General features: G+C 70.1%; 11 protein-coding genes. All 11 read left to right on the forward strand.

All coding sequences use genetic code 11. The features are described 5' to 3' along the window. The first annotated feature begins 201 nt into the window (after positions 1-201). The 11 genes from HV824_RS06375 (at position 202) to HV824_RS06425 (ending at position 23,726) form a co-directional block, all read left to right on the forward strand. Positions 202-4,839, forward strand: coding sequence for a type I polyketide synthase (locus tag HV824_RS06375; protein ID WP_176422887.1), 4,638 nt, complete (start codon positions 202-204; stop codon positions 4,837-4,839). Between the two features lie 23 nt (positions 4,840-4,862). Next, positions 4,863-8,891 carry a type I polyketide synthase gene (locus HV824_RS06380; protein ID WP_176422888.1) on the forward strand — a complete coding sequence of 1,343 codons (4,029 nt, stop codon included), beginning with the start codon at positions 4,863-4,865 and terminating at the stop codon, positions 8,889-8,891. An 8-nt stretch (positions 8,892-8,899) separates the two neighbouring features. After that, positions 8,900-10,024 carry a type III polyketide synthase gene (locus tag HV824_RS06385; protein WP_176422889.1) on the forward strand — a complete coding sequence of 375 codons (1,125 nt, stop codon included), beginning with the start codon at positions 8,900-8,902 and terminating at the stop codon, positions 10,022-10,024. Then, entirely contained in the window at positions 10,018-10,620 is a 603-nt protein-coding gene (locus HV824_RS06390; RefSeq protein WP_176418065.1) for an isoprenylcysteine carboxyl methyltransferase family protein, read from the forward strand. The genes HV824_RS06385 and HV824_RS06390 overlap by 7 nt, the downstream gene beginning before the upstream one ends. After that, complete coding sequence (locus HV824_RS06395) at positions 10,617-11,147, forward strand: SRPBCC family protein (protein WP_176418066.1); 531 nt, start codon at positions 10,617-10,619, stop codon at positions 11,145-11,147. Before HV824_RS06390 ends, HV824_RS06395 begins: the two co-directional genes overlap by 4 nt. A gap of 14 nt (positions 11,148-11,161) precedes the next feature. Further along, positions 11,162-11,854 carry a DUF4386 family protein gene (locus tag HV824_RS06400; RefSeq protein ID WP_176422890.1) on the forward strand — a complete coding sequence of 231 codons (693 nt, stop codon included), beginning with the start codon at positions 11,162-11,164 and terminating at the stop codon, positions 11,852-11,854. A gap of 58 nt (positions 11,855-11,912) precedes the next feature. Beyond that, entirely contained in the window at positions 11,913-13,316 is a 1,404-nt protein-coding gene (locus tag HV824_RS06405) for a cytochrome P450 (RefSeq protein ID WP_176418068.1), read from the forward strand. A gap of 77 nt (positions 13,317-13,393) precedes the next feature. Then, positions 13,394-15,064, forward strand: coding sequence for an NAD(P)/FAD-dependent oxidoreductase (locus HV824_RS06410; RefSeq protein WP_176422891.1), 1,671 nt, complete (start codon positions 13,394-13,396; stop codon positions 15,062-15,064). 18 nt (positions 15,065-15,082) lie between these two features. Then, on the forward strand, positions 15,083-17,170 hold the full coding sequence (locus HV824_RS06415; RefSeq protein ID WP_176422892.1) for an AMP-binding protein: 2,088 nt from the start codon (positions 15,083-15,085) through the stop codon (positions 17,168-17,170). 26 nt (positions 17,171-17,196) lie between these two features. Continuing rightward, positions 17,197-22,455: a type I polyketide synthase gene (locus tag HV824_RS06420; protein ID WP_176422893.1), complete on the forward strand. Its 5,259-nt coding sequence runs from the start codon at positions 17,197-17,199 to the stop codon at positions 22,453-22,455. A gap of 38 nt (positions 22,456-22,493) precedes the next feature. Then, positions 22,494-23,726, forward strand: coding sequence for an acyltransferase (locus tag HV824_RS06425; RefSeq protein WP_176422894.1), 1,233 nt, complete (start codon positions 22,494-22,496; stop codon positions 23,724-23,726). The last annotated feature ends 164 nt before the right edge of the window (positions 23,727-23,890 follow it).

A 23,890-nucleotide genomic window follows, 5' to 3' on the forward strand; every position in this document is an offset into this window, starting at 1 on the left:
CCCCCATGCCCGGGAGCGGCCCTTCCCTGCGGAACGTCCTCGCCGCCCGCCCGAAGCTCTCCGGTGGGAGCGGGAGCCCGGCCTCCATCGAGGACATGGGCCAGGCGGAACTCGAGCGGTTCCTCGACGAGCAGCTCGCCGACCTCACCCACCTCATCGACTGACGCTTTCCTGCAACCCCGAGCGGGGGACTCCGAATCCATGGAAGAGAAGCCCGATCCACACGTCGCGCGCTTGAAGCAGGCGGCCGCGGTCATCCAGAAGCTGCGCGCGGAGGTCGAGCGGCTGAAGGTGAGCCGCCCGGAACCCATCGCCGTCGTCGGCATGGCCTGCCGGATGCCCGGCGCCAGCTCCGTTGAAGCGTTCTGGCAAGCACTCCAGGAGCAGCGCGACTGCGTCAGCCCCGTGCCGGAAGGCCGCTGGGACGTGGACGCCTTCTACGACCCGGAGCCCGGGGCCCCAGGGAAGATCTACAACCGCGAGGGCGGCTTCCTCTCCGACGTGGAGCACTTCGATGCCGACTTCTTCGGCGTGTCTCCCCGCGAGGCGCTGGCCATGGATCCCCAGCACCGCCTCCTCCTGGAGACGTGCTGGCACGCCCTGGAGGACGCGGCGCTCGCACCGGAGCGCCTGCACGGCGGGCGGACCGGTGTCTTCGTGGGCATCACCGCGAGCGACTACTTCCAGGAGCAGCTCGCGCGGCTCGGGCTGGACGGGCTCGACGCGTACACGACGACCGGCAGTCCCCTGAACTTCGCGGCGGGGCGCGTCTCCTACCTGCTGGGCCTCCAGGGCCCCGCGTTCGCTGTGGACGCCGCGTGTGCCTCCTCCCTGGTCTCCACGCATGTGGCGTGTCAGAGCCTGCGCGCCGGGGAATGCGACGTCGCGCTGGCCGCGGGCGTCAACCTCCTGCTGTCACCCGTCACGAGCGTGCTCCTGTCGCAGACGAAGGTGCTCTCACCAGATGGCCGCTGCCGGACCTTCGATGCCGCGGCGCAGGGAATCGGCCGCGGTGAAGGCGTAGGAGTGCTGGTCCTCAAGCGCCTGTCGGCGGCGCGCCGGGATGGGAACCGCATCCTGGCGGTGGTGCGTGGCTCGGCGGTGGCGCATGACGGCGCGAGCGCGGGCCTCACGGCGCCTAACGGTATCGCGCAGCAACAGGTGCTGCGGCAGGCCCTGGCGTCCGCGGACGTGCGGCCCGCGGAGGTGCAGTACGTCGAAGCGCACGGAACGGGAACGCCACTGGGCGACCCCGTCGAGTTGGAAGCGCTCAACGCGGTATACGGCCAGGGACGCGCCAGGCCAGACGCGCTCCGGGTCGGCTCGGTGAAGACCAACATCGGCCACCTGGAGTCGGCGGCGGGCGTCGCGGGCCTCATCAAGGTCATCCTGGCCATGAGGCACCGCCAGTTGCCCGCGCACCTGCACTTCCAGCGCGGGAATCCGGCCTTCGCCTGGGAGGACCTGCCCCTGCGCGTCGTCCGGGAGCTGGAGCCCTGGGACACGGACGGCTCCCCTCGCATGGCGGGCGTGAGCTCCTTCGGCATGAGCGGCACCATCGCGCACGTCATCGTCCAGGAAGCCCCGCCGGACGAAGAGCGGCGGACGAAGCCCTCGCGGCCGGTGCAGCCCCTCCTCCTGTCGGCGCGCAGCGACGAGGCCCTGCGAGCGCTGGCCCTGCGCTATTCGGACCACCTGGCCTCCGTGCCCGAGTCCGAGTGGCCCGACCTGGCCCTGACCGCCAACGTCGGCCGGTCCGCCCTGCCGCACCGGCTCGCGCTCGTGGAGGACAGTCCTCGAAAGGCGGCCGAGCACCTCGCGGCCTTCGCCCGCGGCACCAGCAGCCCCAGCGTCCGCGAGCAGGTCCTCGCGCAACCGCGCCGCGCGAACGTGGCCTTCCTCTTCACCGGGCAGGGCTCCCAATACCGCGGCATGGGGCGCGAGCTCTACGAGAGCGAGCCCGTGTTCCGGGACGCACTGGATGAATGCGACCGGCTCCTGCGCGAGTCCTTCGCGCTCCCGCTGCTCGACGTGCTCTACGCCGACGCGGGGGACATCCACGCAACGGCGAACACGCAGCCCGCTCTCTTCTCCCTGCAATACGCGCTGACGAAGCTCTGGCGCGCCTGGGGCGTGGAGCCCCGCTTCGTCATGGGCCACAGCGTGGGCGAGTACGCCGCGGCGTGGGCGGCCGGGTGCCTCGACTTCGAGCAGGCGCTCGGGCTCATCGCCGTGCGCGGTCGGCTCATGCAGGCACTGCCCGCCGGAGGCGCCATGGGCGCGGTGTTCGCCAGCGCGGCGCGCGTCGCGAGCGTGCTGGAGCAGCTCGGCGGCGGCGTGGACCTCGCCGCCATCAACGGGCCCGAGAGCACCGTGGTCAGCGGTCCGGCGAGTGGCGTGGAGGCGGTGCTGGCCCGCTTCGAGCAAGAGGGCGTCCGCAGCCAGGTGCTGCGCGTCTCCCATGCGTTCCACTCCTCGCTGCTGGAGCCCATGCTGGACGCCTTCGAACACGAGGCGGGGGCCGTCACCTTCCAGCCGTCACGGCTCGACCTGGTCTGCAACCTCACCGGGGAGGTGCTTCCACGCGGCGGCATGCTCGATGCCCGCTACCTGCGACGCCACTCGCGCGAGCCGGTGCGCTTCCTGGAGAGCATCCGCACCCTCCAGCGCCTCAAGTGCGACACCGTCATCGAGCTTGGCCCGGGCGCCACGCTCCTCGGAATGGCCCAGCAGTGCATCGAAGTGCCCGAGGGCGCTGCGTCCCCTGCCCATGACACCCTCTGGCTTCGCTCGCTCAATGCCAAGGGGGGTGACAGTCGGCAACTGCTGCAGAGCGCAGGCGAGCTGGGGCTCCGCGGCGTCCCGGTGGACTGGCGGGGAGTGATGACGGGCACCCAGGCGCGCTTCGTTCCCGCGCCGCGTTATCCCTTCCGGCCCCGCCGCTTCTGGCCCACCGCCCCACCGCGCCAGCCCACGCCCGGAGCTTCGCCGTCCGCCCATGAGCACGCCTACACCCTGGGCTGGAGTGAGCTGGACGTGTCCACGCGGCCCACTGCGGACGAACGCCCGCTGCTGCTCATCGCCCCCAGCCTCGAGCACGCCGAGCCCCTGGCCGCCACGCTCCGCGCCCACGGGCGGCCCGTCCAGGTGGCCTCACTCGCGTCGGAGCAAGGCCCCGAGCTCGACGCGCTCATCGAGAGGCTGCGTCGGAGCGCCTTCTCCGAGCTGCTCTTCCTGGGAGGGCTGGAGCTGACCTCGGCGTCGGCGGACGCACAGGCACGCGTGTACCGACCCCTGCTCGCGCTCATCCAGCGCCTGATGTCGGGCGCGGTTCCCGCGCTCCCCCGGCTGGTGCTCCTCACCCGTGGCGCGCAGCGCTGTGAAGGGCCGGTGGCGCAAGCCGCGCAGGCGCCGCTCTGGGGACTGATGCGCGTGCTGCGAAGTGAGCTGCACGAGGCCTCGACGCGGGTCATCGACCTGGACCCCGCCAGCGCCGGGACGGACGGGGACACGCTGGTGAAGGCGCTCGGCGTGAATGAGCCCGAGGTCGTCATCCGGGGGGGCCGGCTCTTCGCGGGACGGCTGCGACGCGCAACGCTCCAGGACCACGCGCGGCCCCCCGCCGTGCGCGAGGACCGGAGCTACCTGCTGACGGGCGGGCTCGGCGCGCTCGGCCGGCGCGCCGCGCAGACGCTGGTCTCCCTGGGCGCGCGGAGCCTGGTGCTCATGGGCCGGAGCGAACCGGATGGCGCGGCGCGTGCCTGGATGGACTCGCTGCGAGACGAGAGCGTCCAGGTCCGCTACCTGCGATGCGACGTCGCCGATGCGCGGGAGCTGTCGCGCGGCCTCGACAGCCTCCGCGACGCCCCGGCGCTCGGCGGCGTCCTTCACGCAGCAGGCGTGCTGGATGACGGCATCCTCCTGGAGCAGTCCTGGGAGCGCTTCCAGAAGGTGTTCGAGCCGAAGCTGGTGGGCGCCTGGAACCTGCATGCGCTGACGCGAGAACAGCCGCTGGACTTCTTCGTGCTCTTCTCGTCCGTGGCCGCGCTGCTCGGCCCCCAGGGCCAGGCCAACTATGCCGCCGCGAATGCGGGGCTCGACGCGCTGGCCGAGCACCGCAAGGACCTCGGCCTGCCCGCGCTCAGCATCAACTGGGGCCCCTGGGCGGAGGCGGGCATGGCCGCCGGGTTGGGGGACGACAACCGCCGACGGCTCGCGCGGCAGGGCCTCGAGCAGCTCCCGGTGGAGCGTGCGTGCTCCGCGCTCGCCGGCCTTCTGGGCGCCATCCCCGACGCACGCGCCGTGGTCCTCTCCGCGAACTGGGAGCAGGTGGCACGGAGCCTCGGGCCCCGGATGGCGCGCGGGCTCCTGTGGGAGCTCGTGGGCGGGCACACGGCGTCCGAAGTGGAGGCGGAGGCCCACGCGCTCCGCCTTCGACTGCGGCAGGCCACTGGAGCCCGCCGGCGAGAGCTGCTCAAAACGCTGGTCGCCAGCCAGGTGCGGCGGGTGATGGCGTGGGACGAAGCGGAGCCGCTGCCGGAGTCCAAGCCCATGCGCGAGTTCGGCATGGACTCGCTGATGGTCGTCGAGCTGCGCAACGCGCTGGCCCGTGCCCTGGGACAGACGCTCGCGCTCCCCATGTTCTTCAACCACCCCACCGTGGAGAGCCTGGTCGACGTCCTGATGGAGACGACCGGGCTGGCGGCGCCGCCGGTGGTCACCGCCGCGGAGACCCGCCGGACACCGCGCGGCCAGGACGCCCTGGAGCGCGTGCGGCAAATGACCCCGGAGCAGATTGACGCCTTGATTGGCGAAGGTCTGGAGCTGGGCAGCGAATGAGCTCGACGCGGAGAACCCACGACATGCGTGATGTGAGTAGCAACGCAGAGGCCAGCACGCTGGAGCGAGCGCTGATGGCGCTGGAGGCGACGAAGGCCCGGCTCAACCAGGTGCTCGCCCAGCAACGCGAGCCCATCGCCGTCGTCGGCATGGCCTGCCGCTTTCCCGGCGGCATCCGGGACGCCAATGACTACTGGGCGTTCTTGCGCGGCGGGCGGGACGCGGTGGGGGAGCTCCCGCCCGAGCGGTGGCCGTTCGACGAGGTCTACGACCCGAACCCGGGCGTGCCGGGCAAGAGCTATTGCCGTCACGGCGCCTTCCTGGACGACGTGGACCGCTTCGACGCCGCCTTCTTCGGCATTCCTCCGCGAGAAGCCGCCAGCATGGACCCGCAGCAGCGGCTGCTGCTCCAGGTGAGCTGGGAGGCGCTCGAACACGCGGGCATTCCCCCGGGACGACTCCAGAAGAGCGCCACCGGCGTCTTCGTGGGGATTGCGGGCAACAACGACTACCCCGTCGCGATGCTGAAGGCGAACGCGTCACTGGACGCGTACTCGCTGACGGGCGCCGCGGTGAACGTGGCCAGCGGCCGGATTTCCTACCAACTGGGGCTGCGCGGTCCGTCCCTCATCGTCGACACCGCCTGCTCATCGTCGCTGATGTCCGTCCACCTCGCGTGTCAGAGCCTGCGGCAGGGCGAGTGCGACGTCGCGCTGGCGGGAGGCGTCAACGTCATCGCCTCCACCGAGACGAGCGTCTGCCTGGCCCAGACGGGCGCGCTCTCTCCAACGGGACGCTGCCGGACGTTTGACGCCGCCGCGGATGGCTATGTGCGCAGCGAGGGCTGCGGCATCGTCGTGCTCAAGCGCCTGTCGAGCGTGACGCCGTCGGACCGCGTCTTCGCGGTGATTCGCGGCTCGGCCACCAACCAGGACGGCCGCAGCAACGGGCTGACGGCGCCCAACGGCGCGGCGCAGGCCGCGTTGATTGCCCGCACCCTCGAAGGCGCGGGAACGCCGCCACGAGAGGTGGGCTACGTGGAGGCCCATGGCACGGGCACGCCCCTGGGCGACCCGATAGAGCTCCAGGCCCTGGGCGAGGTCCTCCGGCCGGAGCGCGCCTCTGCGGAAGCGCTCTACGTGGGCTCGGTGAAGACGAACCTGGGTCACACCGAAGCGGCGGCGGGAATCGCCGGGCTGCTCAAGACCATCCTCTCGCTCCACCACCGCGAGATTCCCCCGCATCTGCACTTCCAGAAGCCTGGTCCGAACGTCGACTGGGAGGCGTTCAACCTGCGCGTCCCCACCACCTGCATGCCGTGGCCGGAAGGCAGGCCCGCGGCGGGGGTGAACTCGTTCGGCGTCTCGGGAACCAACGTCCACATCGTGCTCGGGCCAGCCCCCGTCAGGGTCGTTCCCGAATCCGTTGATGCCGGCGCGCACCTGCTGCTGGTCTCCGCGGGTTCGAAGGAAGGCCTCGAGCGACGCATCGAGGCCCTGCGGCCCTACCTCCAGACCGCGACCCCGGCCGCACTGCGCGACCTGTGCCATACCTCCGCGCTGCACCGCGAGCACCTGAGGTGGCGCGCGGGGCTCCTGGCCAGCACACCGGAGGAGCTGCGCACGCTGCTCGACGCCTGCGTCGCCCACGAGCGCGCACCGGGAATCTTCATCGGTCCCGAGGCGGGCGACCGCGCCCCGCGCTGCATCTTCGTCTTCTCCGGACAGGGCTCGCAGTGGCTGGGCATGGCGAGAGACCTGCTGGGCGAAGACGGCGCCTTCCAGCGCAAGCTGAAGGAAGTGGACGCCTGCCTCCAGCCGTTCCTGGGCTGGTCCGTCCTGGAGCGGCTGGCCTCCGACACGGACACGGAGGCGTGGCTGTCCGCGGCCGAACGCGTGCAGCCCATCCTCTTCGCGCTGCAGGTCTCCCTGGCCGAGCAGCTCCGCGCCTGGGGCGTCATCCCGACTGGCGTGGTGGGCCACAGCATGGGCGAGATTGCCGCCGCGCACGTCGCCGGGTGCCTGGACCTCCGGGACGCGGCGCGGGTGGTCAGCGCGCGGGCGCGGTTGCTGCCACGGCTCCGGGGCAAGGGCGGCATGCTGGTGGCTGGCCTGGGGCTGGAGGCGGCACGGCAGGCGCTGCGCGGCTTCGAGGACCGCGTGGGCGTGGCGGCCATCAACGGGCCGGACACCGTGCTGCTGTCGGGAGAGAACGCCGCGCTCGACGCGCTGGCGGCCCGCATCTCCGAGGACGGCACCTTCTGCCGGCGCGTGGGCGTGGACTTCGCTTCCCACTGCCCCCAGGTGGACGAGCTCCTTCCAGACTTCCGGGAGCTGCTCGCGGACGTGCGCCCCTCGGAAGGCACGCTCGACTTCTACTCCACGGTCGAAGGGGAGCGGGTGGAGGGGACGCGGCTGGATGCGGACTACTGGGCTCGCAACCTCCGACAGATGGTGCGGTTCGCTCCAACGGTGGCCGCCATCTCGGAGGGGCCGCGGGCCTTGTTCGTGGAGGTCAGCGGACACCCGGTGCTCACGCCCACCTTCGCGTCGCTTGCCAACACGCCTCGCTGCGTCGCCACCCTCCGCCGGGACCAGCCCTCGCGGGCGGCCCTGCTCGCGTCCCTGGCGGAGCTGCACACGGAGGGGCTGACGCCGGATTGGGCCTCGGTGCATGGCTCGGACAGCCGCTGCGTGGACTACCCCAACCACCCCTGGCAGCCAGAGCGTCACTGGTTCCAGGCCGGCGTGGGCCCCTGGCGCAAGCAGGTGGCGCCTCCCGAACCGCGGGGCCCCGAAGGCGACGTGCGGTCCGTCGTGCGTGACGAGTTCGCCCGGCTCATGGAGTCCTTCTCCGCGCAGCTTCGTGGAGGAGGCGCCGCGCTCGTGAGCGAACCGGCCCCGCCGCGGACGACCGCGGCCCCGGACGCGCCCTTCGCGTTGCAAGACGCCGCCCTGACGCCCGAAGCGCGGCGCGAGCAACTGACGCAGCAGGTCCACGAAGAGGTAGCGCGAACACTCGGCATCTCCGCGAGCCGGCTGCCCCGGGACCAGAAGCTCCAGGAGGTGGGCTTCACGTCGATGTTGACGTTGATGGTCCGCAACTGGTTGCGCTCCCAGCTCCAGGTCGCGCTGCCCGCCTCCGTCCAGCTCCCGGGGTTGAGCGTGAACGAGTTGGCGGAGCGGGTGCTCGCGGAGCTGGAGCCCTCGCGGCCCCTCACCGCTCCGCCCACGAGCGTCGAGCCCCTCCCAACGCCCGCCCCTGGCCCGGTGGAGCCAGCTTCTCTGGGTGGCGTGCTGATGCAGGACGGCTGGTTCCCGCTGCGGCGTCCCCGGCGGACGGCGCCGAGCGCGCGGCTGTTCTGCCTGCCCTTCGCGGGAGGAGGCGCATCGGCCTACCGCTCGTGGCCCGGGCTCCTTGGCGAGGAGGACATCGAGGTCCTCCCCATCCAACTCCCCGGCCGTGAGACGCGCCGCGATGAGCCGGCCTTCCAGCGGATGGCGCCGCTGGTCTCCGCGCTCGTGGAGGCGCTGTCCCCGCTGCTCGATGTCCCGTATGCCTTCTACGGCCACAGCTTCGGCGCGGTGCTCGCGTATGAAGTCAGCGCTCGGCTCATCGCGGACGGACGGCCTCCACCGCGCCACCTCTTCGTCGGCGCGCGGGGAGCGCCCCATGCCGTGGTGGAGCGCCCCCTCTTCCGGCTGAGCGACGAGCGCCTCATCGAAGAGCTGCGCCGCATGGGTGGGACGCCCGAGCAGGTGCTCGCCGAGCGCGACCTCATGAGTGGCTTCCTGCCCGTGCTCCGCGCGGACTTCAGCGTGCTGGGGACGCACGTCCACGCCCGCCGTCCACCCCTGCCCTGCCCCATCGACGTGTTCGCGGGAGCGTCGGACCCCCGTGTTCCTGTCGAGCACCTCTCCCGCTGGTCGGAGCTGACCTCCGCGGGAGCACACGTCCATGTGCTCCCGGGAGGCCACTTCTTCCTCCAGCAGCATGCCCAGGAACTCGTCGACCAGCTGCGCGCACGCATGACGCCGCGCACGCGCGAGTAGGAGCCCCCATGCCTCGCATCATCGCCACGGCCAGCGCGCTGCCCAGCACCTACTACGAGCAGGCGCTCCTCGCGCAGACGCTCGAACACTTCATCGCGTCGCTGGAGCGTCCCTTCGAGGGGCTCTGGCTCGTCGCGGACATCTTCAAGAACGCGAAGGTGCGGGGGCGGCACTTCGCCATCCCGCTCGACTCCTTCTATGAGCCCCCGGACATCGGCCGGGGACACCGGCGGATGGTGGAGGAGCGAAACGCGCTCTGCGCGAGCGCGCTCGCGAGCCTCTTCGAGAAGTCCGGCGTCGCCGCGTCGGACATCACCCAGCTCACGTCCGTCACCTCCGTGATGTCCATCCCCTCGGTGGACGCGGAGATGATGAACCGGTTCGGGTTTCGCGGGGACCTCAAGCGCGCGCCCCTCCTCGGGCTCGGGTGCCAGGCGGGCGCCGCGGGCATCTCCCGGGTGACGGACTACCTGCGGGGACATCCACGCGAGGCCGCCATCCTCCTGGGCGTGGAGATGGGCTCGAGCATCTGGGCGGGTCCGCTCCAGCGTGACCTCGAACACCTGCTCGAGCAGCTCCAGCGCGAATCAGAGGTGTACCCCATCATCCTCTCGCAAATCGTGGCGGCGTCCCTGTTCGGCGACGGCGCGGCCGCGCTCCTCTTGGTGGGTGACGAGCACCCGCTGGCGACGAGGCCAGGCCCCCGGGTCTTCGACACCCGCTCCGTGTTCGTCCCCGGCACCGTCGGCCTCATGGGCATGAACATGGAGGACGCGGGCCCTCGCAACGTGCTGGGCGTCGACGTGCCAGCGCTGGCGTCACGTACCTTCGCGGAGGGCCTGGGCGGGTTGCTCGCCGAGCACGCGCTGGACGCGTCACGCATCGCCCACTGGTTCATCCACCCCGGTGGCCCCAAGGTCCTCCAGGAGCTCCAGGCAACCACCCGGCTCCCGGACGCCGCGCTCGCCTCCAGTTGGAGCGTGCTGAACGACGTGGGCAACCTGTCGTCGGCGACGGTGCTCTACATGCTGGGCCAGCACCATGACGCGAACAGCGCCAGCGCCGGCGACCTGGGGCTGCTCACCGCCATGGGGCCCGGCTTCTCCGAGGAACTGGTGCTGCTTCAATGGTGACGCAGGCCGGCTTCACGCTGCTGGTCGTCCTCGTCTTCCTCCAGCGCGGCCTGGAGCAACGCTTCAGCGACCGCAACACGGCCGCGCTGCGGGAGCGCGGCGCGAAGGACCACACGCCCCGTGCGCTCTCACGCCGCATGCTCGTGCTCCACATGGCGTGGTTCGCGGCCATGCTGCTGGAAGTCTGGGCGCTGGACCGCCCCTTCCAGGCGCCGCTCGGCATCGCCATGGCCACCGCGGTGCTGCTCGCCCAGGCCCTGCGCTACGCGTCGATGCAGGCGCTCGGCTTGCAGTGGACGCTGGGCCTCCTCACCCTGCCCGAGCTGGGCGTGGTCGACCGAGGCATCTACCGCTGTTGCCGCCACCCGAGCGTCTTCGCCGTCATGGTGGAGATGTTCGCCCTGCCGCTCGTCCACGGCGCCTACCTCACGTCCGCTGTCTTTGGCTGTGTCTACACGGCGCTCCTGGTTCACCGGACGGACCTGGAAGAGCAGGCCTTGAAGCAAGACACCGACTACGCCCGTCTCTTGATGGACCGCCCCCGCTACCTGCCCCTGCCTCCCACTCTTCGCGTGGGGAGAGGAAGACATTCATGAGTCATGACAAAATCACCCATTCCATTCACATCCTCCGGCGGCGGGAAGACGTCTTCACCGTGCTGGCGGATCCGGAGCGACACGAGAGCAAGTGGCGCCCGGAGGTCATCGAGTTCCGCCAGGTGAATGACGGCCCCGTGGGCGCGGGGACGCGCTACCAGGTCTCCCGTCAGCTCATGGGGCGCCGCTCCGACGCGACGGTGGAGATTCTGCGCCTGGAGCCGCCGCACCTGGGCGAGTTCCGTGGCACCGCGGGCCCCTTCACCTTCTGGGGCAAGTACGTGCTCGAGTCCGCAGACGGCGGCACGCGGATTGACGTCGAAGCGCGGATTGGCACCAAGGGCGCGGCGGAGGCCGGGGCCTCCGCGACGCTGGGCCAGCGGCTCCTGAATGCGGCGTATTCGGCGCTGCTGCGCGCGGGCATCGTGGTCTTCCGCAGGGAGATCGCCGTCGACTTCCGGCGCCTGAAGCGCCTGATTGAAGCCCCCACCGCCAACCAGCTCTTCGGCTTCCCGGAATCACCCTGATGACGGAGCAACCCATGGACAAGACTTCCACTGCCTATCGATTTGGCGGCATCTGCGGCGTCCTGACGGGCCTGCTCTACATCGTCATCGCCGGCTCCATGGTGGTGGACCCCGGCGCGGCCAAGGCGACGGCCACCACGACGACGCCCGAGTACTGGCAAGGCCTGGCATCCAACCTCACGCCCTTCATCGTCCGGCAGGCCGCCTACATCCTGAGCGGCTTCACGGGTGTCGGCTTCGTCGTCGCGCTGAGCACCTTCGTGCGCCGTGACGAGAACGCGGGCTGGGTCAACTGGGGCGCCATCCTGGGCGCCAGCGCGTATGTCATTACTGGCGTGGACGGCTCGCGGCTCCTGGCCACCCTGCCCCACCTGGCCCAGCAGTGGGCGACGGGGGATGCGGCCACGCGGCAGATGATCGAATTCACCTACAGCGTGTCGCGCCTGGACCCTGGCACCTATATGCGGTTCGGCGCCTTGGGGCTCTGGACGCTGACCATTGCCCTGGCGAGCCTCAAGGCAGGCATCCTGTCCAAGCCGCTGACCGCCCTGTCCTTCGTCGCCACCGCGGGTTACGCGATGGTCGTGGTTGGCATCGCGGGACGCATCATGGTGCTCCAGGAGCTGGGCGCGGTGATCGCCGGCATCCTCGTGGCCCCCATCTGGTTCATCTGGTCCGGCATCACCCTCCGGCGCGCCGGCGCCTGAGGCACGGCGTCCACCGCGAGACGGATTCGACCCATTTCAACGAAAGCGACAAGTCATCATGGCGTCCAAGAGCGAAGGCTATCTCCACACCATCCTCCGTGAATACAACGACAGCCCCACGGGAGGGCTGCGCCGCCGTCACGCGCCGGGGCCCGGGTATCAGACGCTGCCCCGGATGATGTACTCAATGGCTCGCGGAGGCATGGAGAAGGTCGTCCGCGACCTGTGGACTCGCTACGGCGATCTGGTCCGGCTCGATTTCGGCGTCGACACCTGGCACCTGTCGATGAAGAAAGAGCACTTCCACTACGTCTTCGTCGAGAACCGGAACAACTACATCAAGGGCAAGACGTGGGAGCGCAGCCGGCTGGTGTCTGGCTATGGATTGACGACGAGCAACTCGGAGCTGTGGAAGCGCCAGCGCCGGCTCATGGACCCGGCCTACTCCCGGGAGAGCCTGCTCCAGTTCACGCCCGCCATCGCCAGGTCCGTGGAGGTCATCGCCAGGCGCTGGGAGAAGGCGGCGCGCGACGGGTCGACCATCGACGTGTCGGCCGACATGCGCAGTGTCGCGCTCGACATCATCACCACCACGCTCCTGGGCGGTATTGGCGAGCACGGTGACGAGCTCCACCGGGACATCATGTTCACCATGGACTACGCGAGCCCGGCGAGCGTCGAGCTTCCGCTGGGCCTGGGCAGCGGGCGGGCCCGGCGCTTCATCCAGGCCATGACCCGGGTGGACGGCGTCATCAACGGGATGATTCGCCAGCGTCGCGGCGCCGGTGGCTGTCCGTTCCACGACCTGCTCGACCTGCTCATCCACGCCAAGGACGAGGACAACAAGACGGGCATGTCCGACGAGCTCCTCCGCGACGAAGTCCTGGCGGCGTTCTACGCGGGGCACGAGACGACGGCGACGTCCATGGCCTGGACCTGGCTCCTCCTGGCCCAGAACCCCGAGGCCTACGAGCGCCTCATGGCGGAGGTGGACCAGAGCCTGACAAGCGACCACCCCACCCGCGACGACCTGGAGAAGCTGAACTTCGCGGAGGCCGTCTTCTACGAGGGCATGCGGCTGTATCCCCCCGGCTGGATGATTCCCCGGGACGTGGCGCTGGATGACGAGTTGGACGGCTACCACATCCCCGCGGGCAGCCGCATCGTGCTCGTTCCCTACCTCATCAACCGGCACCCCCAGTACTGGGACGCACCAGAGGAGTTCCGGCCGCAGCGCTACCTGGATGACTCCGCGGCCTATGCCTTCGTCGCGTTTGGCGGTGGACCCCGCATGTGCATCGGCCGCTTCTTCGGCGTCATCGAGGCGCAGGTCGTCCTCGCGCTGCTCACCCGCCGCTTCCGAATCGAATACGTCGGTGTCCCCGAACCCAAGCGGGACTTCAGCCTGACGCTCCGTCCAGGGCCGCTGCTGTTCAAGGTCCACGAGCGCCGCGCCGCGTGAACCCCTCACGGCTGGGCCCCCGGCTGCCGCGGGAGGCCCGGCCCACATCCAACAGGAATACGTCCATGAAAAACGGTATGGATACTGATTACGACGTCGCCATTCTCGGCAGTGGTATCTCGGGCTCCTTGCTCGCCACCATCCTGGCGAGGCGTGGCGCCCGGGTCGTCATGATTGACGCGGCCTCGCATCCCAAGTTCGCCATTGGCGAATCGACCGTGGGCCATACCTCCGGGATGCTGGAGCTGCTGGGGATGCAGTTCGACATCCCGGAGTTCCAGCAGCTCTCCACCTTCATGGGGGCACGCAAGCACATCGCGAGCGGGATTGGCATCAAGCGCGGGTTCGCCTTCATCCACCACGACAAGTCGCGCCCCTTCGACCTCGACTACTCCAATCAGCTCGTCATCTCCCCCATCCTGCACGGCCCCGAGGCCCACTGGTACCGGCAGGACATCGACGCCTACGTCGCGCACATCGCCGTGCGCTACGGCTCCGACTTGAAGCAGCAGCTCCGCATCAAGGACATCGACCTGGGCCAGGACAAGGTCACCCTGGTGAGCGACCGCGACGAGCGCATCACCTGCCGCTACCTGGTGGACGCCGCGGGCCCCAACTCGCCCGTGGCTCGCCAGCAGGCGCTGCGCGACACGCCCACCCGCTGCAAGACGCACTCGAGGTCCATCTTCACGCACATGATTGGCGTGAAGCCCTTCGACGACGTCCTCGTGGGCAGCGAGCGCAAGCCGTCCCCCGTCCCGTGGTTCCAGTGCACCCTGCACCACATCTTCGACGGCGGCTGGCTCTGGGTGATTCCCTTCAACAACCACAAGTGGTCCACCAACCCGCTGTGCAGCGTGGGCCTCCAACTGGACCCACGGCGGTGGCCCGTGCCGGAGGGCGTGACGCCGGAGCAGGAGTTCAACGCCTGGCTCAAGGAGAATCCCATCGTCGAGCGGCAGTTCGTCGGTGCCCGCTCCGTGCGCGAATGGGTCTCCGTGCCCCGGCTCCAGTATTCGTCGAAGCGGACCATCGGGCATCGCTACTGCCTGCTGGGCCATGCGTCCGGCTTCATCGACCCGCTCTTCTCGCGGGGGCTCGCCGGCACGATGATGTCGGTCCACTCGCTGTCGCTGCGCCTGCTCGACGCGCTGAAGGAAGACGACTTCGACGTCTCGCGCTTCGAGACCTTCGACCGGCTGCAGCAGGGCCTGCTGAACCACAATGACCAGCTGGTCAACAGCGCGTTCATCGCGTTCCGCGACTTCGAGCTCTGGAATGCCTTCTTCCGCGTCTGGGTGATTGGCGAGGCGGCGCTGGACTTCCTGCGGCTGCTCAAGGCCAAGTTCGAGTTCAAGGAGACGCGCGACGAGCGCGCCTTCCATGGCATGGACGAGGTGCCCTACCCGGGCCTGCTCTGCCCCGACGAGGCCGCCTACAAGAAGCTGTGGGACGAATCCGTGGCCAGCATCGAGGCCGTGGAGCGCGGTGAAATGAGCTCCAAGGACGCGACGGCACGCATCGTCCACGGGCTGCAGAGCGCGCAGATTGTCTCGCCCGCGCTCGGCCTCACCGACCCCTCCCGGCACCACTTCGACGGACGGAGCGTGGCGGACGCGCTCAGCGCCTTCGCGTGGGGAAAGCTGTCCGCGCCCGAGTCCATCAAGCAGCGGTACGCGGGGCTCCCGGCCGGCGGAATGCTCCGGATGATGATGAACAACGTCGTGTCCGCGGCCCTGCGGTCCTGACACCAGGAGGAAGCACCCATGAGCTTCGAAACCTTGCAAGACCTGCTGTCGCACCGGGCCCGGACGCAGCCGGACCGGGAAGTCTTCTCCTTCCTCGACGGACGCGGCGAACAGGTGGCGTCGTTGACCTACGGTGCCCTGCACCAGCGCGCGGCGGCCATCGCCGCGGCGCTGCGGCCCGGCATGGACCCCGGAGACACCGCGCTGCTGCTGTACCCCTCTGGCCTGGAGTTCATCGCCGGCTTCTTCGGCGTGCTCCTGGCGGGTGGCATCCCCGTTCCGCTCTGTCCGCCGCGCGGGAAGAGTGACGTGCGGCGCGTGGCCACCACCCGCGCCAACGCCAGGGCCCAGGTGGTGCTCACGAGCAGCGAGCTGCTCCCCCTGCTGCGGCCCATGTCCGGCCTTCCGGACTGGGCCTCCGTGCAGTGGGTGGCCAGCGACACGCACACGGCCGCCGCGCCCCAGGGCGAGCTGCCTCCGGCGCGGCGCCATGACACCGCCTATCTGCAGTACACGTCGGGGAGCACCGCGGCGCCGAAGGGGGTGATGATCAGCCACCGCAACGCGCTGTTCAACGCCACGGACATCCAACAGTCGCTCGGCCTGACCGAGGCCAGCGTGGTCGTGAGCTGGCTGCCGATGTTCCATGACTTCGGCATGGTGTTCACGCTCTTCGCGGTGTTGACGAGTGGCGCGCGGGCCGTGCTGCTCGCGCCGGAGTCCTTCATCAAGGACCCGCTGACCTGGCTGCGCGCCCTGACCGAGCACCGGGCGACGCACACGGGCAGCCCCAACTTCGGCTACCAGCGCTGTGTCACCCATGTCGCGCCGGAGCACCGCAAGGACCTGGACCTGAGCGCGCTCCGTTGCGCGGTCTCCGGCTCGGAGCCCATCCGGTACGAGACGCTCCGTGCCTTCGCGGACGCCTATCAGGGCGTGGGCTTCTCGTATGACGTGTTCGACTGCGGCTTCGGCCTGGCGGAGTCCACGCTGCGCGTGACGACGGGCCAGCGCTCCCGGGTGCTCGCGCTGCACCGGGACGCGCTGGAGCGGGGCACCGTGACGCCCGTCGAGGAGACGTCGCCCCACTGCCGCCTGCTCGTGAGCTGCGGCAAGACGGCCCACGGGGAGGGACAGCACGAGATGCGCCTGGAGATCGTCGACCCAGGCACGCGCCTGCCCTGCCCACCCGGAAAGTTGGGCCATGTCTGGGTGGCCGGTCCCTCCGTGTCCCCTGGCTACTACGAGAACGCCGAGGCCACGCGAGCCACGTTCCACAACCTGCTCACGGGCGGCGACGGCACGAGGTTCCTGGACACGGGTGACCTGGGCTTCCTGGACCACGGGGAGCTGTTCATCACCGGCCGGGCCAAGGAGCTCATCATCATCCGCGGCGAGAACCACTACCCCCAGGACCTCGAGTCCACGGCGGTGGCGGCCATGCCGCGGCTGCGTGACGACAGCACCGTGGCCCTCGGCACGGAGGGCGAGACGGAGGACAGCATCGTCCTGCTCGCGGAGGCGCCGGACGACGCGAGCGGCGAGGATGTCGCGGCGCTCGCCGGCCCCGTTGCCCGGGCCATCAGCGAGTCGCACGGACTCTCGCTGTCGCGCTTCGTGCTGGTCGCCAGGCGTGGCCTGCCACGCACCACCAGCGGCAAGCTGCAACGGCTCCAGAGCAAGGAAGCCTGGCTCCGCGGGGACCTGTCCGTGCTGGCCACCTGGGAGAACGCACGCGGCGACGACGAGACCGCGCCCACCGTGGCGCCGGAGCTGGATGGGCTCCACTGGCGTGCCATCGAAGCCTGGGGCCGCGCGTGGCTGGCCAGGCAGCTGCGGCTCCCGGATGCGCACGTGACGGCGCAGGCGCCCTTCACGCACCTGGGGCTGAGCTCGGTGGATGCGCTGGCCTTCTCGGGGGCGCTGGAGCGGCTGCTGGGGCGCAAGGTGCCAGCGACGACGTTCTTCGACCATCCCACGCTCCGTGAGTTGGCCCAGTCACTGCAACCGGCCGCGGAGGACGTCGCGTCTCCAGCAGCCCCCACTGACGCCCTGTCGGAGCTCGAGCAGGAGCTTCAGCGGGCCGAGCAACGCATCAAACACTGACGCGCGGGCTCGCGCGGGAGGAAGTCATGCAGCAGAAGACCGGAGACAGCGCCGCGCTCCTGTCGCGGGCCACGGCGGCACTGCGTCAACTCCAGGAGCAGCTTGACGCCGTGGTCCGCTCGCAGCGCGAGCCCATCGCCATCATCGGCATGGCGTGCCGGCTCCCCGGCGACGTCCATGATCCGTCCGGGCTGTGGGAGTTGTTGCGAAGCGGGCGCGACGCCATCGGCGAGATTCCGAGGGAGCGCTGGGACTTCGACGCGTTCTACGACGCGAAGCCCCAGGTCGCCGGGAAGATGTACACGCGGCATGGCGGCTTCTTGAAGCGCGTGGAGGACTTCGACCGAGGCTTCTTCGACATCTCCGAGCGGGAGGCGGTGCAGATGGACCCGCAGCACCGCTTCACGCTGGAGGTGACGTGGGAGGCGCTCGAAAGCGCGGGGCAGCGGCTCGAACAGCTGGAGGGCAGCCGGACGGGGGTCTTCCTGGGGCTGTCCGCGCAGGACTTCATGCTGCAGAACATGCACTCGGGAGACCCGCGGCGTATTGACCCCTACGCGGGCACGGGGACGACCGCCAGCGTCGCGGCGGGCCGCATCTCCTACGTGTTCGGCTGGATGGGTCCGTCGATGACCCTGGACACCGCCTGTTCCTCCTCCCTGGTCAGCGTCCACCAGGCCATTCGGAGCCTGCGCACCCGGGAGTGCGACCTGGCCGTGGCGGGGGGCGTCAGCCTCATTCTCGCGCCCCAGAACAACATCTATTTCTCCCTGCTCATGTCCCAGGCCCCCGACGGCCGGTGCAAGACCTTCGATGCCGCGGCCAACGGCTTCGTGCGCAGCGAGGGCTGCGGCATGGTCGTCCTCAAGCGGCTGTCGGAGGCGCTGCGGGACGGTGACCCGATTGCCGCTGTCATCCGAGGCTCCGCCATCAACCATGACGGGAGGAGCAATGGGCTCACCGCGCCCAATGGACGAGCGCAGCAGATGGTCATCAAGGAGGCCTTGCGCGATGCCGGCCTGGAGCCCCAGGAGGTGGGCTACGTGGAGGCACACGGGACGGGAACGAAGCTCGGTGACCCCATCGAGCTGGCGGCGCTCTCCGCCGTGTATGGCCAGGGCCGGACGGCGGACGCACCGATCGCCATCGGCTCCCTCAAGACCAACATGGGCCACCTGGAGCCCGCGGCGGGAATCGCCGGGCTCATCAAGGCCGCGCTGGTCGTCCGCAACCGGGAGGTGCCGCCTCACCTGCACCTGAAGACGCCCAATCCCCTGTTCGACTGGACCCACGCGCCCCTGCGCGTCCTCACCGCGCACAGCCCCTGGTTCGGCACGGACGCGCCCGCGCGTGCCGCGGTGAGCGCCTTTGGCTTCAGCGGCACCAACGCGCACGTCATCCTCGAAGGCCCACCCGCGCGCGAGGCGAGACAGGAGGCCCCGGACGGCGCGCACCTCCACCTGGTCCCCGTCTCCGCGCGCTCGGAGGCGGCCTTGCGCGCGCAGCTCGCGCGCTACGCGGACTGGCTGGAGCGCACGCCCGGCCTGTCACTGGAGGACTTCGCGCACACCGCCGGAGCGCGACGGAGCCACCACCGCTTCCGAGCGGCTGTCGCTGGCCGCTCGCGCGATGAAATCGCGGCCGCGCTACGACAGCAGTCCCTGCGGCCCGGCCCCTGGAGCGCGCCCACGGAGCCCCCGCGGATCGCCTGGGCCTTCACGGCGCTTCCGGGCCACTGGCGGGCCTTCGCCGCGAAGCTCCTCGCGAGTGAGCCTCGCTTCGCGCAGACGTGCCGCCAGTGGAGCAACCGCTTCCAGGCGCGGCTGGGCGTGAAGCTCGATGACTGGCTCGCGGGTGAGTCGCTGCCGGCGGAGACGCCCGCGGGGCTGGATGTCTCGGTTCCCGGCCGCTTCGTGTTCACGGTGGCGCTCGCGGAGCTCTGGCGCGCCTGGGGCGTGGTTCCGGAGGCCGTGCTGGGACACGGAGAAGCGCTGCTCGCCGCGGCCTTCGTGGCGGGACGGCTCTCCCCCGACGCCGTGGCCACCGCGCTGGAGTCCGCCGCTCGGAGGGAGTCCCCGGCGCGAGCGTCCTGGAGCGCCTCCCTGCCAATCCAGGCCGCGGGCCTGCCGCTCTATTCCACGGTAAGCGGAGGTTGGCTCCAAGGTCACGAGCTGACGGTGGCCGGAGCCAGCGGCGAATCACTCCGGGGCCATGTCGCGAGGCTCATCCGCGAAGGCCACGGCCTGCTGCTGGAGCTGGGGGCGGAGCTCCCGTCACCGGATGCGACGCTTCAGTCCATCCAGGTTGCCTCCATCCCGGAGGACGGTGAACCCGCGGCGGCCCTCCGGCGAGCACTCACCCACGTCTACATGGCGGGCGCATCCTTGAGCTGGGGCACCCTGTCGGGCGAGCGCGGCCAGTGTGTTCCCCTTCCCAGCTACGCGTGGCAACACGAAGCGCTGTGGCCCGGTGGCGTGAGTCGGCGCGAGGCGCGCGGCCCCAATACCGCCTGGCTCCACCCGCTGGTCCAGAGGTGTACGCGCCGCGACGCGCAGGAGGTGCACTTCGCCTCGGAGCTCTCGACCCGAAGCCATCCTGAGCTGCGCGACCACCAGGTGCAAGGACGCATCGTCTTCCCGGGCGCTGGCTACTTCGAAATGGCCCGTGCCGCGTGCACGCTCGCCTCGGACTCAACGGACGTGGAGCTCCGCGACGTGGACATCGTCCAGATGCTCCCACTGGGTTCGGAGAAGACGTCCGTCCAGGTCGTCGTGAAGGGCGACGCGTTCACCATCACGAGCCAGGATGAAAACGGGCGGAGCCGCGTCCATGCGAAGGGCCACCATGGCGCGCCCCTCCGGGACGTGGGAGGGGCCGGGTGGCCGGACCTGCGCGAAAGGGGCGTCGCGGACGAGGGCGCCACCCAGGTCGGTCCGGAGGGGATGAAGGGCTTCTACGCCATGCTGACCTCGCGGGGGCTCGACTACGGCCCCGCGTTCGCGCTCGTCGAACGTCTGCGCCATGACACACGGCGATTCCACTCGTGGCTCCGGCCGGTGACGGCGGCGGAGGGCAGCGAGACACGCCAGGACATCCCGCCCGCCCTGCTGGACGCCGCCTTCCACGGGCTGGCGGTCGTTGAACCTCCCGACGCGGCCGGGGGAACGTATGTGCCCGTCGGCGTCAAACGGCTCCGCTTCCGGGGGACACCGCGCGGAGCAACGGAGGTGCTCGGCCAGTGGAGCACCGAGGCGCCGACCCAGGGTGTGAGGGTCTGCGACCTCCTGGTGCGCGACGTGGCGGGTGACTGCATCGCGGAAGTCGAAGGGTTCCGCGTGAAGTCTCTGCGGCAGGTGCCCGAGTCAGGCCGAGACGATGAACCCGCTCCCGCGCTGGAGACCTACGTCCCCACATGGGTGCGCGCGGAGACGCCGAGCGCGCGCGAGGCACGGCCGCTCGACGGCGTGCGCCGGGTGGCCGTCTTCTCAGACACAGGAGGGCTGGGTGACAGGCTCTGCGCCACCCTCTCGGCTCGCGGAACCCCCTGGGTGAAGGTGCTCGTGGGCGAGCACTCGCGCCGCGTCGACGACAGCACGTTCATCGTCGCGCCCAAGACCCCCGGAAGCGTCCTGACGGACGCCATCGCGGCGTGCTCTCACGTCGTCTACCTCTGGGCCCTGGGCGTCAGCACGCCGGAGACAGCGCGGAGTGTCGACGAGGCCCAGGCCTTGACGTGCGCCGGTCCCCTGGCGCTCGCCCAGGCGATGGGCCGCATGAAGCAGCAGGCCCGCATTCTCTTCGTCACCCGTCATGCCCAGCAGGTGGAGCCCTCATCGGGTGTCCCGGGCTTGAGCCAGGCGCCGCTCTGGGGCTTCGGCCGTTCCCTGGCACAGGAGCTGCCGGAGCGGTACGGCGGACTGCTCGACCTCGACGGGGGCCCGCTGGATGCGCAGGTCGACGAACTCCTCTCCGCGCTGAACACCGAGGCAGGTGAGGACCAGCGTTGCCTGCGCGAGGGCGAGCGCTGGGTCCTGCGCATGCAGCCGGCCCCCCTTCCGGAGGTGGCGGACGCGACGCGGGGGGGGCTGCGCGCGGACGCACACTACCTCATCACGGGAGGTCTCGGAGACCTCGGCCTGCACGTCGCCGAGTGGATGGCCCGGTCCAAGGCCGGACACGTCACCCTGGTGGGACGCCGGGCGCCCGAGGCCGCGAAGCAGGCGAGAATCGACGCCATGCGGACCCTGGGGCTCCAGGTCCACGTGGTCCAGGCGGACATCACCGACCGCGAGCAGGTGCGGGCGTTGGTGGAGCAGCTCCCGGGCCCTCCCCTGCGCGGCGTCATTCACGCAGCGGCGGAGCTCGCGGATGGGCTGCTGCGCCAACACACCTGGGAGTCCTTCTCCCGAGCGTTCACCGCCAAGGTGCAAGGGGCCTTGTGGCTGGACCAGGCGACGCGGGCCCACACGCTCGACTTCTTCTGGATGTTCTCCTCGGCCAGCGCGGTGCTGGGCTCGGCGGGCCAGAGCAACTACGCGGCGGCGAACGCGTGGCTGGACGCGCTTGCCCTCGCGCGACGCGCCTCGGGGCTTCCCGCCACCAGCATCAACTGGGGCCCGTGGGCGGGAACCGGACTGATGGCCCAGGTCGGCGGACGTCAGGGCATGGAGCGCCAGGGCGTGTCGCTCATCGCCCCCGAGCGTGGCATCGAGTGCCTGCCATCGCTCCTTTCCGGCACGGCACCACAAGTCGTCATCGGCCGGTTCGCCTGGGCGAAGCTGGCCACCATGCTCCACACATCCCGGTTCGGCTGGCTGGCCGCGCTGGGGGGCGCCGGGGCGGAAGCGCGGGGAGCGGTGGCGCGCGGCATGCTCGACGCGCTCCCCGCGAGCGAGCGGCGTGAAGCCGTCACGGCGCTCATCCTGCGGCTGGCGGCACAACTGCTGCCTGGCAACCGCTCCTCCAACGAGATTCACCCCGACCGGGCCCTCTTCGAGTTGGGGCTCGACTCGCTGGCGGCGCTGCACCTGAAGGACGGCCTCCAGCGGGAGCTCTCGCACGAGCTCCCGTCGGTGGTGGTATTCGACAGTCCGACCATCGCGGAGCTGGCGACCCACCTGCTGAAGTCCATCTGGGGCGAGGACACCGAAGCGCGCCCGGCCAGCAGCGCCCAGGCCGCCGCCCCTGACACCGGTGACGACGAGTTGCTGGTGCGGGAAATCGCGGGCCTGACCGAAGACGAGTTCGACCAAGCGGTCGACGACCTCCTCCGAGACGTGCAGTGAGTGAGACCAGCATGGATGAGCGCATCGAAGCAGGAAGGATGAGACGTGCCCTCGCGACACTGGTGGACCCGGGGGAGGCGCGCGTCAAACAGGTGGATGGCCTGCGGGCCATCGCCATCCTCTGGGTGTTCATCCTGCACTGCATCTGGTGTGTCGGGATGTTCATTCCTCGTGACGCGCTCATGGCGGTGGTGAACGAACACGCAACGCATCCCCTGTTCACCTTCTTCATTCGTGGTGACCTGGGCGTCGACCTCTTCTTCGTCATCAGCGGCTTCTTGATCAGCGGGATGCTGGTGCGCGAACTGGAGACGCGCGGAGGAATCAACCTGCTCCAGTTCTACTCCCGCCGCCTGCTCCGGCTGATGCCCGCGTATGTCGTGGTGCTCCTGCTCTTCTGCCTGCTCTCAGGCGAGAACTGGCGCTTCGCATGGGCCAACCTGCTCTACGTCAACAACTTCATCCCCACGGCGCAGCAGTGCATGAAGTGGGCATGGTCCCTGGCGATTGAAGAGCAGTTCTACCTCCTCTTCCCGTGGCTGCTGCTGATGTGCGGCACGTCGGCGCGGCGCAACCTGGCCGTCATGGTGACGCTCGCCGGACTGGGCGTCGCCCTGCGCGCCTGGCTTGTCTGGAGCCATGGGGTGGAGCTTCCCATCGTCATCCACGAACGAATCGACCCGCAGCCCTTCGAGTCCTACAACGACGTGTTCTACGTGAAGCCCTACACCCGCTTTGGGGCCCTTCTCATCGGCGTGGCCGTCACGGAGCTGATGCGCAGCCCCTACCGCCGGTGGGTGGTGGACACCCCTTGGAGCGCGGTCCTCCTGCTATGGGTAGGCATCATGAGCTGGGGATGGGTCATCGCGCCGCCCATCTTCAAGCCCGGCACCGAATGGTCCACCACGTTCAGTCTCATGTATCTGAGCGCCTACCACACCGTCTTCGCCATCGGCACGGCGGCCTTCCTGCTCGCCAGCTTCGCCGCGCGTGGTGTCGGCGCGTGGTGGGGTCGGCTGCTAGCGGCGAAAGCGTGGCACCCCATCGCCAGGCTGTCGTATTCGACCTACCTGATCCACCCCATCATCATCTTTGGCTTCTACACGCTCATCGGCTTGAAGGAAGTGCCCTCCATGGCCCAATTGCTGGGCGCCATGGCCCTCTGCTGGACGCTCACGATGGCGCTGTCACTCCTGCTGTACACCTATGTGGAGCTGCCCTTCATGCGCATGCGCCCGGCGCTCTCCCACGTCCGGTTGTCGCGTGAGTGAGGGGTACGCGGTCGGTCTCTCGGAACCTGTCAACGCGAGCGACACTCGCAACCGGACGCCGGTGGGCCCCCTCCGTCGAGGCCCCTCCCCGAACCTCACCCCGGCTGCGCAGGAGATGAAGTGCATCGGCTGAGCCCTCTCACGAGACGACAGCCTTGACGCTC

Origin of the sequence: Myxococcus sp. AM009, from assembly GCF_013372605.1 — a bacterium.
GTDB lineage: Bacteria > Myxococcota > Myxococcia > Myxococcales > Myxococcaceae > Myxococcus > Myxococcus vastator.